Annotated in this window: 17 protein-coding genes; 15 read left to right on the top strand and 2 right to left on the bottom strand. The window is 61.5% G+C overall.

Annotated features, from left to right (window positions below; genetic code table 11):
- Positions 1 to 294 precede the first annotated feature (294 nt).
- From flhA to yegS, 15 genes are all read left to right on the top strand, one after another.
- Positions 295 to 2,409: a flagellar biosynthesis protein FlhA gene (gene flhA, locus AB7933_RS24060; RefSeq protein WP_041160990.1), complete on the top strand. Its 2,115-nt coding sequence runs from the start codon at positions 295 to 297 to the stop codon at positions 2,407 to 2,409.
- An 11-nt stretch (positions 2,410 to 2,420) separates the two neighbouring features.
- A complete protein-coding gene (flhF, locus tag AB7933_RS24055; RefSeq protein WP_024076695.1) occupies positions 2,421 to 3,737 on the top strand; it encodes a flagellar biosynthesis protein FlhF in 1,317 nt (438 codons plus the stop codon).
- A 105-nt stretch (positions 3,738 to 3,842) separates the two neighbouring features.
- Positions 3,843 to 4,676: a flagellar synthesis regulator FleN gene (gene fleN, locus AB7933_RS24050; protein WP_003192912.1), complete on the top strand. Its 834-nt coding sequence runs from the start codon at positions 3,843 to 3,845 to the stop codon at positions 4,674 to 4,676.
- On the top strand, positions 4,673 to 5,413 hold the full coding sequence (gene fliA, locus AB7933_RS24045; protein ID WP_024076694.1) for an RNA polymerase sigma factor FliA: 741 nt from the start codon (positions 4,673 to 4,675) through the stop codon (positions 5,411 to 5,413). Before fleN ends, fliA begins: the two co-directional genes overlap by 4 nt.
- Positions 5,414 to 5,580: 167 nt before the next feature.
- Positions 5,581 to 5,955, top strand: a complete 375-nt coding sequence (locus AB7933_RS24040; protein ID WP_160385018.1) for a chemotaxis response regulator CheY — start codon at positions 5,581 to 5,583, stop codon at positions 5,953 to 5,955.
- Between the two features lie 18 nt (positions 5,956 to 5,973).
- Positions 5,974 to 6,762, top strand: coding sequence for a protein phosphatase CheZ (locus AB7933_RS24035; protein ID WP_024076693.1), 789 nt, complete (start codon positions 5,974 to 5,976; stop codon positions 6,760 to 6,762).
- Between the two features lie 11 nt (positions 6,763 to 6,773).
- Entirely contained in the window at positions 6,774 to 9,017 is a 2,244-nt protein-coding gene (locus AB7933_RS24030; RefSeq protein ID WP_024076692.1) for a chemotaxis protein CheA, read from the top strand.
- A 48-nt stretch (positions 9,018 to 9,065) separates the two neighbouring features.
- On the top strand, positions 9,066 to 10,199 hold the full coding sequence (locus AB7933_RS24025) for a protein-glutamate methylesterase/protein-glutamine glutaminase (protein ID WP_024076691.1): 1,134 nt from the start codon (positions 9,066 to 9,068) through the stop codon (positions 10,197 to 10,199).
- Complete coding sequence (locus AB7933_RS24020) at positions 10,199 to 10,939, top strand: flagellar motor protein (protein WP_024076690.1); 741 nt, start codon at positions 10,199 to 10,201, stop codon at positions 10,937 to 10,939. The genes AB7933_RS24025 and AB7933_RS24020 overlap by 1 nt, the downstream gene beginning before the upstream one ends.
- A gap of 142 nt (positions 10,940 to 11,081) precedes the next feature.
- The gene (motD, locus tag AB7933_RS24015) at positions 11,082 to 11,969 is read left to right on the top strand and encodes a flagellar motor protein MotD (protein ID WP_024076688.1); all 888 of its coding nucleotides are present in this window, start codon (positions 11,082 to 11,084) and stop codon (positions 11,967 to 11,969) included.
- A gap of 51 nt (positions 11,970 to 12,020) precedes the next feature.
- On the top strand, positions 12,021 to 12,809 hold the full coding sequence (locus AB7933_RS24010) for a ParA family protein (protein ID WP_024076687.1): 789 nt from the start codon (positions 12,021 to 12,023) through the stop codon (positions 12,807 to 12,809).
- Complete coding sequence (locus AB7933_RS24005) at positions 12,809 to 13,609, top strand: CheW domain-containing protein (protein WP_024076686.1); 801 nt, start codon at positions 12,809 to 12,811, stop codon at positions 13,607 to 13,609. Before AB7933_RS24010 ends, AB7933_RS24005 begins: the two co-directional genes overlap by 1 nt.
- A gap of 79 nt (positions 13,610 to 13,688) precedes the next feature.
- Positions 13,689 to 14,177, top strand: coding sequence for a chemotaxis protein CheW (locus AB7933_RS24000; protein ID WP_024076685.1), 489 nt, complete (start codon positions 13,689 to 13,691; stop codon positions 14,175 to 14,177).
- A complete protein-coding gene (locus tag AB7933_RS23995) occupies positions 14,178 to 14,570 on the top strand; it encodes a DUF2802 domain-containing protein (RefSeq protein ID WP_024076684.1) in 393 nt (130 codons plus the stop codon).
- A 108-nt stretch (positions 14,571 to 14,678) separates the two neighbouring features.
- Complete coding sequence (gene yegS / locus AB7933_RS23990) at positions 14,679 to 15,599, top strand: lipid kinase YegS (RefSeq protein ID WP_024076683.1); 921 nt, start codon at positions 14,679 to 14,681, stop codon at positions 15,597 to 15,599.
- Here yegS and AB7933_RS23985 read toward each other — a convergent pair.
- Complete coding sequence (locus AB7933_RS23985; RefSeq protein WP_024076682.1) at positions 15,558 to 16,217, bottom strand: response regulator transcription factor; 660 nt, start codon at positions 16,215 to 16,217, stop codon at positions 15,558 to 15,560. The genes yegS and AB7933_RS23985 overlap by 42 nt on opposite strands.
- Positions 16,214 to 17,107, bottom strand: coding sequence for a sensor histidine kinase (locus AB7933_RS23980; RefSeq protein ID WP_024076681.1), 894 nt, complete (start codon positions 17,105 to 17,107; stop codon positions 16,214 to 16,216). Before AB7933_RS23980 ends, AB7933_RS23985 begins: the two co-directional genes overlap by 4 nt.
- Between the last annotated feature and the right edge of the window lie 269 nt (positions 17,108 to 17,376).

Here is a 17,376-nt window from a genome sequence, read left to right as displayed (position 1 = left end):
GGTGGCAACGGATGGATGCACCTCCGATAGGTGGGAGGGGGCTTGCCCCCGATAGCGGCGCATCAGTCACCTGTTCTTGGCCTGACACACTGCAATCGGGGGCAAGTCGAATCGTCGCACCGCCCCTCCCACATTTGAACGGTGTATATCCGGTAGAACTCGGGCGCCTGTAGCGATCCATACCCTCAAAAGCAAAGTTGGAAGGCTTCTTGCAATACCGCCTTCAAGTCGCCAACTGGCGTCAAAAGTTTGCTTTAAGGGATACGGGGAATACCGGTGGTAGATCGCTCTCAAATGCTCAGCACGGCCCGTGGCACCCTGACTGATTTGTCACGGGGCAACCTGGGTGTGCCGTTGTTGTTGCTGGTGATGCTGGCAATGATGATGTTGCCGATGCCGCCGTTCCTGCTCGATGTGTTCTTCACCTTCAACATCGCTTTGTCCGTCGTCGTCCTGTTGGTCTGCGTGTATGCCCTGCGGCCGCTGGATTTCGCGGTGTTCCCGACGATCCTGCTGATTGCGACCCTGCTGCGGCTGGCGCTGAACGTGGCCTCCACGCGGGTGGTGATGCTCCACGGCCAGGACGGCCATGCTGCCGCAGGCAAGGTGATCCAGGCCTTCGGTGAGGTGGTGATCGGCGGTAACTACGTGGTCGGTATCGTGGTGTTCGCGATCCTGATGATCATCAACTTCGTGGTGGTGACCAAGGGTGCCGGGCGGATTTCCGAGGTGAGCGCGCGCTTTACCCTCGACGCCATGCCCGGCAAGCAAATGGCCATTGACGCCGACCTCAACGCTGGCCTGATCGATCAGAACCAGGCCAAGTCGCGCCGCCTGGAAGTGGCCCAGGAAGCCGAGTTCTATGGCTCCATGGACGGCGCCAGTAAGTTTGTACGCGGTGACGCCATCGCGGGCCTGTTGATTCTGTTCATCAACCTGATCGGCGGCATGGCGGTCGGGATCTTCCAGCACGGCATGACCTTCGGCGATGCCGGCAAGGTGTATGCCTTGCTGACCATCGGTGACGGTTTAGTGGCGCAATTGCCATCACTGTTGTTATCTACAGCTGCGGCGATCATGGTGACCCGTGCGTCGGGCTCCGAAGACATGGGCAAGCAGATCAGCCGGCAGATGTTTGCCTCGCCCAAGGCGCTGGCCGTGGCGGCGGGCATCATGGCGATCATGGGGCTCGTGCCCGGCATGCCCCATGTGTCGTTCCTCAGCATGGCGGCCATGGCTGCGGGTGGCGCCTACCTGTTCTGGAAAAAACAGAACACGATCAAGGTGAAGGCCCAGCAAGAGATCGCGCGCCAGCAGGAACTGCTGCCATCCCCGGCCCGTGCCCAGGAAACCAAGGAATTGGGCTGGGACGACGTGACCCCGATCGACATGATCGGCCTGGAAGTCGGCTACCGCCTGATTCCGCTGGTCGACCGCAACCAGGGTGGGCAATTGCTCGCGCGGATCAAGGGGGTGCGCAAGAAGCTGTCCCAGGACCTGGGCTTCCTGATGCCCACCGTACACATCCGCGACAACCTCGACCTGGCCCCCAGCGCCTACCGCCTGACCCTGATGGGCGTGATCCTCGCGGAAGCCGAGATCTACCCCGACCGCGAACTGGCGATCAACCCCGGCCAGGTGTTCGGCACGCTCAACGGCATTACCGCCAAAGATCCGGCTTTTGGCCTGGAAGCGGTGTGGATCGAAATCAGCCAACGCAGCCAGGCGCAGTCGCTGGGTTACACCGTGGTGGACGCCAGCACCGTGGTCGCCACCCACCTCAACCAGATTCTGTACAAGCACTCACACGAGCTGATCGGCCACGAAGAAGTCCAGCAATTGATGGGGTTGCTCAGCAAAGCCTCGCCAAAACTGGCCGAAGAGCTGGTGCCGGGCGTGCTGTCGCTGTCGCAGCTGCTCAAAGTGCTGCAGGCGTTGCTCGCCGAACAGGTGCCGGTACGCGATATTCGCAGCATCGCCGAGGCTATCGCCAACAATGCCGCCAAGAGTCAAGATACTGCCGCGCTGGTGGCTGCGGTGCGTGTCGGATTGTCCCGCGCAATCGTGCAAAGCATTGTGGGGCTTGACTCCGAGCTGCCTGTGATCACCTTGGAACCAAGGTTGGAACAAATATTGCTCAATAGTATTCAGAAGGCCGGACTTGGCCAGGAAGAGGGTGTCCTGCTGGAGCCGAGCATGGCTGAAAAGCTGCAGCGTTCGTTGATCGACGCGGCGCAGCGCCAGGAAATGCAGGGCCAGCCGGTGATTCTGTTGGTAGCAGGCCCGGTCCGAGCGATGTTGTCGCGGTTTGGACGCCTGGCAGTACCGAATTTGCACGTATTGGCTTACCAGGAAATTCCTGACAATAAGCAAGTGACCATCGTCGCGACAGTTGGGCCCAACGGCTGAGGTAGTGGGTTATGCAAGTAAAGCGTTTTTTCGCCGCCGATATGCGTCAGGCCATGAAACTGGTCCGTGATGAGCTGGGCGCCGACGCTGCGATTATCGGTAACCGCCGTATTGCTGGCGGTGTCGAGCTGACGGCTGCCCTGGATTACACCCCTTCGGCGCTGGCCCCGCGCGTGCCGAACATGGAACTCGAAGACGAGCTGCGCAAGACCGCCTCGCGCATTGTGTCGGCCCAGGCTGAGCTGAGCATGCGGGGTGACAGCGATGCCACCACCAATCGCCAGTTGTTCGCCGGCTTGCCGCTGACCGCTGCCGAGCCGCTGGTCGAACCTACGTTCAAAGAACCGCCACGTCCTGCAGCGCCCGCGCCGGCTGCCGCAGTCGACCAGCGCGTGTTCGATTCGATGCGCTTTGAACTCAACGGCCTGCGTGAATTGCTGGAAGTGCAGTTGGGCTCGCTGGCCTGGACCCAGTTGCAAGGCAGCAAACCGCACCAGGCTAACCTCTGGCGTCGCCTGCAACGCATCGGCCTGTCTGGCCCGTTGTCCCGCGACCTGTTGGCGCTGACCACCGAAATCGAAGAACCTCGCCAGGCCTGGCGCATGTTGCTGGCCCACCTGGCGCGGATGATCGCCACCCCGGAAATCGAACCCCTGGAAGAGGGCGGCGTGATCGCCATGGTCGGCCCTGCCGGCATGGGCAAGACCACCACCCTGGCCAAGCTGGCGGCCCGTTATGTGCTCAAATACGGCGCTTCGAATATCGCGCTGGTGAGCATGGACAGCTACCGTATCGGCGCCCAGGAGCAACTCAAGACCCTGGGTCGCATCCTCAATGTGTCGGTGACCCACGTCGACCCGGGCCAGTCGCTGGCCAACGCGCTCGACCCGTTGCTGCGTAAACGCGTGGTGCTGATCGACACCGCGGGGCTGCAAGCCAGCGACCCGGCCTTGCGCCTGCAACTGGAAAGCCTGGCCGGGCGTGGCATCAAGTCTAAAAATTACCTGGTGCTTGCAACCACCAGCCAAAAACAAGTTCTTACCGCTGCGTACCATAGCTACAAGCGCTGCGGGCTGGCCGGCTGCATCCTGACTAAGCTTGATGAAACGGCGAGTCTGGGCGAGGTGTTGAGCCTGGCCATCAGTCATGAACTACCGGTCGCCTACCTGACCGACGGGCCGCGGATCCCGGATGACCTGCATCTGCCGCGCCGTCATCAGTTGGTCAGCCGTGCCGTCAGCGTGCAAATGCAAGAAGAGCCTAGCGAGGAAGCGATGGCCGACATGTTCGCTGACCTCTACCACAACCCGGCAAAACGGGTGGGTTGAGTCAGTATGAACACCGTGAAATGTATCTACATCGATGGTCTGCAAGCGATTCACGCGGCCAAGCCATGTAGCCTGCGTCTAAGCAAGACAAGGTAAAGAAATAAAATGGGCAGCATGCATCCCGTACAGGTGATCGCGGTGACCGGCGGCAAAGGTGGCGTCGGGAAAACTAACGTGTCAGTGAATTTGTCCCTGGCGCTGGCAGAGCTTGGCCGTCGCGTCATGCTGCTGGATGCTGACCTGGGGCTGGCGAATGTCGACGTTCTGCTGGGACTGACGCCCAAACATACCCTCGCCGATGTGATCGAGGGCCGCTGTGAGCTGCGTGATGTGCTGCTCCAGGGCCCCGGTGGGATCCGTATCGTACCGGCCGCCTCGGGCACCCAGAGCATGGTGCACCTGAGCCCGGCGCAGCATGCCGGTCTGATCCAGGCGTTCAGCGATATCGGCGACAACCTCGACGTGCTGGTGATCGACACCGCCGCCGGGATCGGCGAGTCGGTGGTCAGCTTCGTGCGCGCCGCGCAGGAAGTGTTGCTGGTGGTCTGCGATGAACCAACCTCGATCACCGACGCCTATGCCCTGATCAAACTGCTTAACCGCGACTACGGCATGAACCGCTTCCGCGTGCTGGCCAACATGGCCCAAAGCCCGCAGGAAGGCCGCAACCTGTTCGCCAAGTTGACCAAGGTCACGGATCGCTTTCTCGATGTCGCCCTACAATACGTCGGCGCAGTTCCCTATGACGAGTGTGTGCGCAAGGCTGTGCAAAAGCAGCGTGCAGTCTACGAAGCGTTCCCTCGTTCGAAATGCGCCTTGGCGTTCAAGGCTATTGCTCAGAAGGTCGATACTTGGCCGTTGCCCGCTAACCCTCGGGGGCATCTGGAGTTTTTCGTCGAGCGATTGGTGCATCAGACGAGCGCAGGACCCGTGCTATGACAGCGACCGGCTACAACGCCTACAAGAAGTCCGCCCGTGACAGTCAGGGTGAGTTGATCGAGCGTTACGCGCCTTTGGTCAAACGCATCGCCTATCACTTGCTGGCACGCCTCCCCGCCAGTGTCCAGGTCGAAGACCTGATCCAGGCCGGCATGATCGGCCTTCTCGAAGTGTCGACCAAATACGACGCGAGCAAGGGCGCGAGTTTCGAGACGTATGCGGGTATCCGTATCCGTGGCGCGATGCTCGATGAGGTGCGTAAAGGCGATTGGGCGCCGCGTTCGGTACACCGCAATACGCGCATGGTCAGTGACGCAATTCGGTCAATTGAAGCAAAAACCGGTCGCGACGCTAAAGATCATGAAGTTGCGGCCGAACTCCAATTGAGTCTCGACGATTATTACGGGATTTTGAACGATACCTTGGGCAGCCGCCTGTTCAGTTTCGACGACCTGTTGCAGGACGGCGAACACGAAGGGTTGCACGAGGACGGCGCGAGTACGCATATGGAGCCGTCGCGTGACCTGGAGGATGAACGCTTCCAGGGCGCATTGGCCGACGCAATTGCCAATTTGCCGGAGCGTGAGCGACTGGTGTTGGCGCTGTACTACGACGAAGAGCTGAACCTCAAGGAAATCGGTGAGGTCCTGGGGGTCAGCGAATCGCGTGTCAGCCAGCTGCACAGCCAGTGCGCGGCCCGCTTGCGGGGGCGATTGGGAGAGTGGCGCGCGCGCTGACAGGCAGTGTGGGGACACTGCAGACGCAACCGCGAGGGCCTTGGCCGCCGCGGGGGCTAACCGTGGTGCCCTGGGCAGTCCTTTTTGTGTAACGCCTGTTGATTGAAATGGCGCGTCCAGGTGCTGGGCGCGTTTAAGACTGCTTGGAGGTCGAATTGGACAAGAACATGAAAATCCTCATCGTTGATGACTTCTCAACGATGCGGCGGATCATAAAAAACCTGTTGCGTGACCTTGGGTTCACAAACACGGTCGAGGCGGATGACGGCCTTACGGCGATTCCGATCCTCAACAGCGGGAGCATCGACTTTCTGGTAACCGATTGGAACATGCCGGGCATGACGGGTATCGACTTGTTGCGCCACGTGCGTGCCGACGAAAAACTGCGCAGCCTTCCCGTGCTGATGGTGACCGCCGAAGCCAAGCGTGAACAGATCATCGAAGCCGCCCAAGCCGGGGTTAACGGCTATGTGGTCAAACCATTCACTGCGCAGGCCTTGAAAGAGAAGATCGAAAAAATCTTCGAACGCATCCACGGCTAATGCTGCCACGGGGGAGCTATGGAGCAAAAAGAATCATCGCAGGCCGACTTTGAGTCGACCCTGAAAAAACATGCTCACCAGCTGGTCGACAGCCTTGAAAAAGGCCAGTTCGGCGATGCGGTGCAGTTAATCCATCAGCTCAACCAGACCCGTGACCGCGGCCTGTACCAGGAGGTGGGCAAGCTCACACGCGAGCTTCACAGTGCGATCGTCAATTTCCAGATTGACCCGCACATGCCTCAAGCCGAAGAGATTTCGCAGATCACCGACGCCACCGAACGCCTGTCCTATGTGGTCAGGCTGACTGAGGCAGCGGCCAACCGCACCATGGACCTGGTGGAAAACGCCACGCCCCTGGTCAACGGCATGGCCACGGAAGCCCAGGCGCTGAGCGTTGACTGGGGTCGCTTCATGCGCCGTGAAGTCGGCGCAGAAGAGTTTCGTGAGCTGGCCCGTCGGGTCGAAGGGTTCCTGTCACGCAGCGAGCAGGAAAACCGTACGGTTTCCAGCAACCTCAATGACATTCTGCTCGCCCAGGATTACCAGGACCTGACCGGTCAGGTGATCAAGCGTGTGACCCAGTTGGTCACCGAAGTGGAAAGCAACCTGCTCAAATTGGTACTCATGGCCGGCCAGGTCGACCGTTTCGCCGGCATCGAACATGACCGCGAAGCGATCCTCTCTGAAAAAGATCCACAAAAACATCTCGCCAAGGGTGAAGGTCCGCAGATTCATGCCGATAAACGTGAAGACGTTGTGTCAGGTCAGGATGACGTAGATGACCTGTTATCCAGTTTAGGCTTCTAAGGAGCACACCCATGAGCTTCGGCGCCGATGAAGAAATCCTTCAGGATTTCCTTGTAGAGGCCGGCGAAATTTTAGAGCAACTGTCCGAACAACTGGTCGAGCTGGAAAGCCGCCCGGATGATGCGAACCTGCTCAATGCAATTTTTCGCGGTTTTCATACTGTAAAAGGGGGCGCCGGCTTCCTCCAGCTCCATGAGCTGGTGGAGTGCTGCCACATCGCCGAAAACGTGTTCGACATCCTGCGCAAGGGTGAGCGTCACGTTGACTCGGAGTTAATGGATGTAATCCTCGAAGCGTTGGATGCGGTCAACGGCATGTTCAGCGAAGTGCGCGAACGTGCCCCGATCACCGCCGCCACCCCGGAACTGCTGGCCGCCCTGGCGCGCCTGGCAGAACCTGCCGACACCTCGGCCGCGCCCGTGGTGGAAGCGGCGCCGGAGCCGGTGGTCGAAGCCGAAGCGGATGTCACCGACAGCGAGTTCGAGCAGTTGCTCGACTCTCTCAATGCGGTCAAGGCCGAGGCTGAAGCACCGTCGGCCGTACCCGCACCCGCGGCCGCTGCGCCTGCCGAGCCGACCAGCGAAGACATTACCGACGCAGAGTTCGAATCCCTGCTCGACCAGTTGCATGGCAAAGGCCAGTTCGCGGCTGATGCCGTGGCCACTGCGGCTGCCCCGGAAACGCCGGCGGCAACGGCCAGTACCGATATCACCGACGACGAATTCGAAGCGTTGCTCGACCAGTTGCATGGCAAGGGCACCTTTGCCGCCGATGCCTTGCCGGAAGTCGCGGCCACTGGCGCGGCGCCGACGCCAGCTGCACCGGGCGCCGCTGCGGCCCCTGCTGACGACGGCTTGATCTCCGATCACGAATTCGAAGCCCTGCTCGACGAATTGCACGGAAAGGGCAAGTTCACCGAAGTGGCCCCGGCTGCTGCGACGACTGCCACCCCCGTGGCCGCGAAACCGGCACCGGCCAAGGCCGCCGCGCCTGCTGCCGCCAAACCGGCGCCAGCCCCAGCGCCAGCCGCCGCGGCCGCCGCGCGTGCGCCTGCCGCTGCCGTAGCCGACAAGCCTGCCAGTGAAGCCGAAACCACCGTACGGGTCGATACCGCACGACTGGACGACATCATGAACATGGTCGGCGAACTGGTGCTGGTGCGTAACCGTCTGGTGCGCCTGGGCCTGAACAGCGGCGACGAAGCCATGCAAAAGGCTGTGTCGAACCTCGACGTGGTCACGGCTGACTTGCAGACCGCCGTGATGAAGACGCGGATGCAGCCGATCAAGAAAGTCTTCGGCCGCTTCCCACGCCTGGTTCGCGACCTGGCTCGCCAGCTCAAGAAAGAAATCAACCTGGAACTGGTGGGTGAAGAAACCGACCTCGACAAGAACCTCGTCGAGGCCCTGGCCGACCCGTTGGTCCACTTGGTGCGCAACGCCGTCGACCACGGCGTGGAAACCCCGGAAGAACGCGAAGCCTCGGGCAAGTCCCGCAACGGCAAGGTGATCCTGGCGGCGGAGCAGGAGGGCGACCATATCCTGTTGTCGATTACCGATGACGGCAAGGGCATGGACCCGGCGATCCTGCGCAATATCGCGGTCAAGCGTGGCGTGATGGACAAGGACGCCGCCGACCGCCTGACCGACACCGAGTGCTACAACCTGATCTTCGCCCCAGGCTTCTCGACCAAGACCGAGATTTCCGACGTGTCGGGCCGTGGCGTGGGCATGGACGTGGTGAAGACCAAGATCAGCCAGCTCAACGGCTCGATCAATATCTACTCGACCAAGGGCCAGGGCTCGAAAATCGTCATCAAGGTGCCGTTGACCCTGGCGATCATGCCGACCCTGATGGTGATGCTGGGCAACCAGGCCTTCGCCTTCCCACTGGTCAACGTCAACGAGATCTTCCACCTCGACCTGTCACGCACCAACGTGGTGGACGGCCAGGAAGTGGTGATCGTGCGCGACAAGGCGCTGCCATTGTTCTACCTCAAGCGCTGGCTGGTGGCATCGGCTGCCCATGAAGAGCAGCGCGAAGGCCACGTGGTGATCCTTTCGGTGGGCACCCAGCGTATCGGCTTTGTGGTCGATCAACTGGTGGGCCAGGAAGAAGTGGTCATCAAGCCTTTGGGCAAAATGCTGCAGGGAACCCCGGGCATGTCGGGCGCGACCATCACCGGTGACGGTCGGATCGCGCTGATTCTCGATGTTCCGAGCATGCTCAAGCGTTACGCCGCACGGCGTATTTGATTCTGGTGGGGCAGGGCGGTATTGCCCGTCCCGCCTAACGGAGTGTTTATGGTAGTCAAGGTCCTGGTGGTGGACGATTCGGGTTTCTTCCGCCGCCGCGTCTCGGAAATTCTTTCCGCCGATCCAACCATCCAGGTGGTCGGTACGGCCACCAACGGCAAAGAGGCGATTGATCAGGCCATAGCGTTGAAGCCGGACGTGATCACCATGGACTACGAAATGCCGATGATGGATGGCATCACGGCAGTCCGGCACATCATGCAGCGCTGCCCGACCCCGGTATTGATGTTCTCCTCGCTGACGCACGAAGGCGCCCGGGTCACCCTGGATGCGCTGGATGCTGGCGCGGTGGATTTCCTGCCGAAGAACTTCGAAGACATCTCGCGCAACCCCGAGAAGGTCAAGCAGATGCTGTGCGAGAAGGTGCACAGCATTTCCCGCAGCAACCGTCGCAGCCTGTTCAGTGCGCCTGCACCGGCACCCGCAGCACCGGTCGCGCCCCCGGCTGCGCCCACCAGCACCGCGTTCGGTCGTCCGGCCCCGGCGCCTGTTGCCCGGCCAGCCGTGGCCCCGGCCCGTGCGTCGGCGCCCAGCGCCTATTCGCCAGCGCCCAAGCGCAAGGCTTATAAGTTGGTGGCCATTGGCACGTCCACCGGCGGCCCGGTGGCGCTGCAACGGGTATTGACCCAGTTGCCGGCCAACTTCCCGGCGCCGATCGTGTTGATCCAGCACATGCCTGCGGCCTTCACCAAAGCGTTCGCTGAACGCCTGGACAAGCTCTGCCGTATCAGCGTCAAGGAAGCCGAGGATGGCGACATCCTGCGCCCTGGCCTGGCGCTGCTGGCGCCGGGTGGCAAGCAGATGATGGTCGATGGCCGTGGCGCGATCAAAATCCTGCCAGGCGATGAACGCCTCAACTACAAGCCGTGCGTGGATATCACCTTTGGTTCGGCGGCCAAGTCCTACGGCGACAAAGTTCTGGCGGTGGTCCTCACCGGCATGGGCGCCGACGGCCGTGAAGGCGCGCGGTTGCTCAAGCAGGGTGGCAGTGCGATCTGGGCCCAGGATGAAGCCAGCTGCGTGATCTATGGCATGCCCATGGCCATCGTCAAGGCGGACCTGGCCGACGCCGTCTACAGCCTCGACGACATCGGCAAGTATCTGGTGGAGGCTTGCCTCTGATGGATGTCTTGAGCCTGATCGGTATCACCATGGCGTTTGTCGCGATCATCGGCGGCAACTACCTCGAAGGCGGTCACCTCGGCGCATTGGCCAACGGCCCGGCGGCCTTGATCGTGATTGGCGGTACCGTGGGCGCCGCGTTGCTGCAGTCGCCCTTGAGCTCATTCAAGCGCGCCATGCAGATCCTGATATGGATTATTTTTCCGCCACGCGTCGACCTTCCGGGTGGCATCGATCGGGTGGTCAACTGGAGCCTCACCGCTCGCAAGGAAGGCCTGCTGGGCCTGGAAGGCGTGGCCGATGCCGAGCCTGACAGCTACGCGCGCAAGGGCCTGCAATTGCTGGTGGACGGCGCCGAGCCGGAAGCAATCCGCAGCATCCTGGAAGTGGACTTCTACACCCAGGAAAGCCGCGATATCAACGCGGCCAAAGTCTTTGAAAGCATGGGCGGCTACGCGCCGACCATCGGCATCATCGGTGCGGTAATGGGCCTGATCCACGTGATGGGCAACCTCGCCGACCCTTCGCAACTGGGCAGCGGCATTGCCGTGGCGTTCGTCGCCACCATCTACGGTGTGGCGAGTGCCAACCTGGTGCTGTTGCCGGTGGCCAGCAAGCTCAAGTCGATCGCCATGCGCCAGTCCCGTTACCGCGAGATGCTGCTCGAAGGCATCCTCTCGATTGCCGAGGGCGAGAACCCGCGCTCCATCGAATTGAAGCTCCAGGGCTTCATGGATTGATGTACATGAAAGGTGTAGGAGCGAGCGTGCTCGCGAAAAGGGTCAACGATAACGCGGGCATCCTGGATGAACGCGTGGCTCTCGGATTTTTCGCGAGCAAGCTCGCTCCTACAGGTGATTCGTTGTGCGGAGGTAATCGTCTGTGAGCCGTCGCCGTCGCGAGCCTGAAGAACACGTCAACCACGAACGCTGGCTGGTGTCCTACGCGGACTTCATCACCTTGCTGTTCGCGTTTTTCGTGGTGATGTATTCCATCTCGTCGATCAACGAAGGCAAGTACAAAGTGATTTCACAGGCGTTGATCGGCGTATTCAACGACGCCGATCGCTCGCTCAAGCCCATCCCCATCGGTGAGGAGCGGCCCAAGACCGTGACCCCGGCCAAGCCGCTGGTCAACGACAGCGATGAAACCGCGGCTGGCGTGGGTGGCACCAGCGACCCGCTGAAAAGCATCGCCGACGACATCAGCGCCGCATTTGGCGACCTGATCAGTTCCAACCAGATGACCGTGCGCGGCAATGAGTTGTGGGTGGAGATCGAACTCAATTCCAGCCTGCTGTTCGCCAGCGCCGATGCGATGCCGAGCGACCAGGCGTTTACGATCATCGACAAGCTGGCGGCGATCCTCAAGCCGTTTGAAAACCCGATCCATGTCGAAGGCTTTACCGACAATATCCCGATCAGCACCGCGCAATACCCGACCAACTGGGAGCTGTCCTCGGCCCGTGCCGCCAGCATCGTACGCATGCTGGCCATGCAGGGTGTGAACCCCGGGCGGCTGGCGTCGGTGGGCTATGGCGAGTTCCAGCCGGTGGCCAACAACGCCACGGTGGAAGGCCGCGCGCGTAACCGCCGCGTGGTGCTGGTGGTGTCACGTAACCTGGATGTACGCCGCAGCCTGACCGGTACCGGCACCGCCAATGCAACACCGGACGCGGCCTTGAAGCGGGCTGGCACACAAACTGCACCAGCCCTTGCAAAACCGCCGGTGCGTCAAAGCTCCGTCAATTCTCCGTCACCGGCTCAATAACTTTATGCAATGTCTCGGTCGCGTCTACGCCCACCGGGAGGAACCAACCGAATGAGAGTCTGGGCAGTTGCCAATCAAAAAGGTGGAGTCGGCAAGACCACCACCTCCATCGCCTTAGCCGGCTTGCTGGCTGAGGCGGGCAAGCGTGTGGTCGTGGTCGACCTCGACCCCCATGGCTCGATGACCAGCTATTTCGGTTACGACCCGGATGCCCTGGAACACAGCAACTACGACTTGTTCCTGCACAAGGGCAGTGTGCCGAGCGATTTGCCTGGCCAATTGCTGTTGCCTACCAGTAACGAAAGCATTTCCCTGCTACCGTCCAGTACCGCCCTGGCCACCCTGGAGCGCCAGTCGCCGGGGCAAAGCGGCTTGGGCCTGGTGATCGCCAAGACCCTGGCGCAACTGTGGCAGGACTTCGACTACGCAATCATCGACAGCCCGCCGTTGCTGGGGGTGCTGATGGTCAACGCCTTGGCCGCCAGCCAGCAACTGGTGATCCCGGTACAGACCGAGCACCTGGCGGTCAAAGGCCTGGAGCGCATGGTCAGCACCCTGGCGATGATCAACCGTTCGCGCAAACAGGCGCTGCCGTACAGCATCGTGCCGACCTTGTTCGACCGCCGTACCCAAGCCTCCCTTGGCACTTTACGCGTGCTGCGCGACGCCTACCCGGAGACCATCTGGAATGGCTATATCCCGGTGGACACGCGCCTGCGTGACGCCAGCCGCGCGGGCCTGGCACCGTCGCAATTCGACCCCAAGAGCCGTGGCGTGCTGGCTTACCGCGCATTGCTCAAGCACCTGCTGTCCCAACAGCTTGTGCCGCAGGTGGCGTGATGAACCGTCCCGTCGAACTCAAGACCCGGCCGCAACTGGCACTGGAATCCTACCTGGATGCCTTGCTGCAGGAAGCCACCGCCGAAGAACTGCCGGAACCGATCCTGGTGCTGGAACCGGCCGTGCAGGAACCGCCGCAAAGCACGCTGGATGAGTTTCAACTGGCCGTGCTGGAAGAGCAGGCGCGGGATGCGCGGGCGGTGCCCGTCGCCGCGCCGGTGATGCCGAGCGCCCCTGTGGTGGTGGCGCCCGTGGTGGTCGAACCGGTGGTCGAAGTCCACTTGCCACCGAGTATCACACCGCCGCCGGTCAGTGGTGATGATCGCCCGTCGTGGGCTGCCGAGCCGTTCGAATGCCTGTTGTTCGACGTGGCCGGCTTGACCCTGGCGGTACCGCTGGTGTGCCTGGGCTCGATTTATTCCCTGGAAGGCCAGGAGCTGACGCCACTGTTCGGGCAACCGGAGTGGTTCCTCGGCATCCTGCCCAGCCAGGCCGGCAACCTCAAGGTGCTGGACACCGCGCGCTGGGTGATGCCCGATCGCTACCGCGATGATTTCCGCCAGGGCTTGCAATACGTGATTTCGGTGCAAGGCTATGAGTGGGGGCTGGCGGTGCATCAAGTCAGCCGCTCGTTGCGCCTGGATCCGAATGAAATCAAATGGCGCAGCCACCGGGGCCAGCGCCCCTGGTTGGCGGGCACCGTGATCGAACATATGTGCGCGTTGCTTGATGTCGCTGAACTGGCCGAGTTGATCGCCAGCGGTGCCGTCAAATCGATGCCAGGCCACACACGCAGTTGATTGAACAACAAGGACCGCACGGTTGTGCGGCCCACGAAGCACACACGCCGAAACTAACGGCATTTGAAGGGGTAGGGGTATGAATAAGTCAGCGTCCGCGTCCGCACAAGGTTCGGATGATCCGATCCTGCAATGGGTGACCTTCAAACTGGACAACGAAACCTACGGCATTAACGTGATGCGCGTGCAGGAAGTGCTGCGCTACACCGAGATCGCCCCGGTACCGGGTGCACCGAGCTACGTGCTGGGCATCATCAACCTGCGCGGCAATGTGGTGACGGTCATCGACACGCGCCAGCGTTTCGGCCTGGATACCGTCGAAGTCAGCGACAACACGCGTATCGTCATCATCGAAGCCGACAAGCAAGTGGTCGGGATCATGGTCGACAGCGTCGCCGAAGTGGTCTACCTGCGCCAGTCGGAAGTGGAAACAGCGCCGAACGTCGGTAACGAAGAGTCGGCCAAGTTCATTCAAGGCGTATGCAACAAGAACAACGAGTTGTTGATTCTGGTTGAGCTGGACAAAATGATGAGCGAAGAAGAGTGGTCGGAACTGGAGAGCATCTGATTGTTCCTTGAAGCAGCGGTGATTGTCCTGGCCCTGTTGTGGGCCGGGACGTTGGCATTCCTGCTGCGCCACCTGCGCCAGCAACGCGAATCGGCCATGCAACAGGCCGAGCGCGATGCCGTGCGTGATCGGCGCGTGCTGGAGCTGGTCAAGCGCGTTGATCACTTCCAGCAGAGTGCGGTACGGGTCGGAGACGAAGTGCATGAACTGCGCGCGATCCTTGCTCCCCTGCCGGACAAGCTGGCGCAGATCGAGCAGCGTGATCCGTCGAGTCTTTCCTTTGCCCAGGCCGCGAAGCTGGTGGGCATGGGGGCTACGGTGGATGAACTGACGCAGTCGTGTGGGTTGACCCAGGCTGAGGCGCAGTTGATGAGTAAGTTGCACAGGAGCTGAGCGTACTCGCCAATCCACCCGGTCAATTAATTTCCAATCCCAATGACTTTTTTCTCCTCCCCAAAGGTCAACATCCTTCAAGCCCTTTGAACGCGGAGATTTCCCCCCATGACCACCCCCAAGGCCCTGTTGATCCTCCACGGCAAGCAAGCCCTCAACGAGGACGTGCGCGCCGCTGTAATGAGCCGGCGTGAGCAGGGCGAGGAGCTGGCCGTGCGGGTCACGTGGGAGGGCGGCGACGCCCAGCGCCTGGTCAAGGAAGCCCTGGCCGATGGCTATACCCACATCATCGCTGGCGGCGGCGACGGCACCTTGCGCGACGTGGCCGAAGCCATGGCCCTGGCCAGGACCGACGCCAGCCTGGTGCTGATGCCGCTGGGCACCGCCAATGACTTTGCCAAGGCCGCCGGCGTGCCGCTGGAGCCTGCGCAGGCCCTGGCGCTGCTGGATGTACCGGCCAGGGCGATCGACCTCGGCCAGGTCGGTGGGCAAATGTTCTTGAACATGGCCACCGGCGGTTTTGGCAGCCAGGTCACCGCGAACACCTCCGAAGACCTGAAAAAAATCCTCGGTGGCGCCGCCTACCTGTTCACCGGCCTGTCGCGCTTCAGCGAATTGAAGGCGGCGTATGGCGAGCTGGAAGGCCCGGGTTTCCATTGGAAGGGCGAACTGCTCGCGCTGGGTATCGGCAATGGGCGCCAGGCGGGCGGCGGGCATGTGTTATGCCCCGAAGCGTTGGCTGATGACGGGTTGCTCGACGTCAGCATCCTGCCGGCGCCCCAGGAAGTGGTCGGCACCTTGCGTGAGCTGATGAACAATGGCTGGGGCCTGGACACCATGTTCGTGCGCGCGCGCCTGCCGTGGGTTCAGATCAAACAGGCCGAGGGGTTGTACATCAATCTCGATGGCGAACCGCTGAAGGGCGACGATTTGCGCTTTTGCGCGCTGCCCAAGGCGTTGCGCGTGCACTTGCCGCTGGGCTCGCCCCTAGTCGTCCAGGCTGATGATCTGCTCGCGCACGGCAAATAACACCAGGCCCGCCACGTCGAAAATCTGCAGCCGCTTCATGATCTGTGAGCGGTGAGCTTCCACGGTCTTGATGCTCAGGCCGAGGCCGTGGGCGATTTCGCGGGTGGACTTGCCGCGCACGATCAGGCGCAGGATTTCCAGCTGTCGCGCGGTGAGGTTGTGGTTCTGGGCGACGGAGGAAACCGGGCCCTGGTTGCGCACCAGCGCCTGGTTGATCACCGTATGGGCGATCGCCGGGCTCAGGTAGCGCTCATTGTTGCGCAGGGCCAGCAGGGCGTGCTCCAGTTCGTTGGCGGTGGTGTCCTTGAGCAGGTAGCCATGGGCGCCGGACTCCAGCGCGCGCATGATCAGCTCCGGGTCGGTGTGCATCGACAGGATCAGCACCTTGCTCGCCGGGTAGGCAGCTTTTAACTGTTGCAACGCGTCCAGGCCGCCGGTGTGTTTCATCGACAGGTCCAGCAGCACGATATCGGGCTGCAAGGCGCTGAACGCCTCCAGCACCTGTGCACCGTCGCTGGCCTCGCCGACCACCGCATAGCCGGGTATATCCAGGATCAGCGCGCGTACGCCGGCCCTGATCAGTGCGTGGTCATCCACCAGGAGTAAATTGCAGATCACTCGAGAACCTTAGGGGAACTGGCCCGTTCGAGGGCGCGGGGCGCCCAGGGGAAAAGCGCGTCGATCCGGGTCCCTTTGCCAGGCTGGCTGCTGACGGACAAGGTGCCCCCCAGTTGATCAATCCGCTCGGACATACCCGCCATACCCCGTTGGCCTTCCAGGCCGGGGTTACTGGCGGGCGAGAAACCCTGGCCGTCATCACTGATAAACAGCGATAACCCTTCGGGCAGGCGTTGCAGGCGTACCAGCAGGTTGCGGGCCTGGGCGTGGCGCAGCATGTTGGTCACGGCTTCCTGGGTGATACGAAACGCCGCCACGGCCATTTCTTCCGGAATGCCGGTCAGGCGTTGATGGCATTCCAGGCTCCAGTGCACCTGAGTGTTTTCCAGGGTCTTGAGCAAGTGTGCCCGCAGGCTGGCTTCCAGGCCCAGGCTGGTCAACTGGCGCGGGTTGAGAATCGCGGAGACGTCGCGCACCTTGGCCAGGGTTTCATTCAGGGTGTTGCACAGCACCGCGCATTGGCCTTGCAGGTCGTCCGGCAGGCGACGCTTGAGCCATTCGCTTTGCAGCTTGGCAGCCGTGAGCAATTGGCCGATATCGTCATGCAGGTCGCGGCTGAGGCGGTGGCGCTCGTTTTCCTGCACTTGCAGCAGGCGTTCGGCCAGTTCCTGAGGCTGGAACTTGATGGATTTGCGCGAACTCCATTGACGCAACCCCACCAACGCCAGCGTGGCCAGGTTGAACAGCAGCACCGCCAGCGGCAGGGTGTCGGCGCGAATATAGGCCCACAGGCTGAGCAGCGACGAGCACAGGCACAGGGCAAGGATCAGGCGCCGTGCATGGCTGCGGGACACGGACCTTGCGATGAGTGACTTGAGGCTGGCGTACATAACGGATGGAGCCAATGAGGGTTCGCTGCGATAAGACCGGTCATGGCGGCTGACGGGGCTCTGTTTGGAATGCGTGGCCGAATCGTTTTTGTACATGATGAAGTTGAGTGACTTCGAGCGGGGGCATAGTACCACCACTCTTACCGTTGGTCGCCTGGCGCCTGACACCGTTGAGTCATAATTCAGGCAAACGGTCTGGCCGGTAAGTATCCGTGTCCAAACAATGGAGGGTTGTATTGTTTAAGTTGGATTGTATCGTTATTGCAGTT

The organism is Pseudomonas gorinensis, assembly GCF_042015035.1.
GTDB classification, from domain to species: domain Bacteria; phylum Pseudomonadota; class Gammaproteobacteria; order Pseudomonadales; family Pseudomonadaceae; genus Aquipseudomonas; species Aquipseudomonas gorinensis.
The sequence above is the reverse complement of the archived record's forward strand: the minus strand, read 5'-3'. Positions and strand labels throughout refer to the sequence as shown.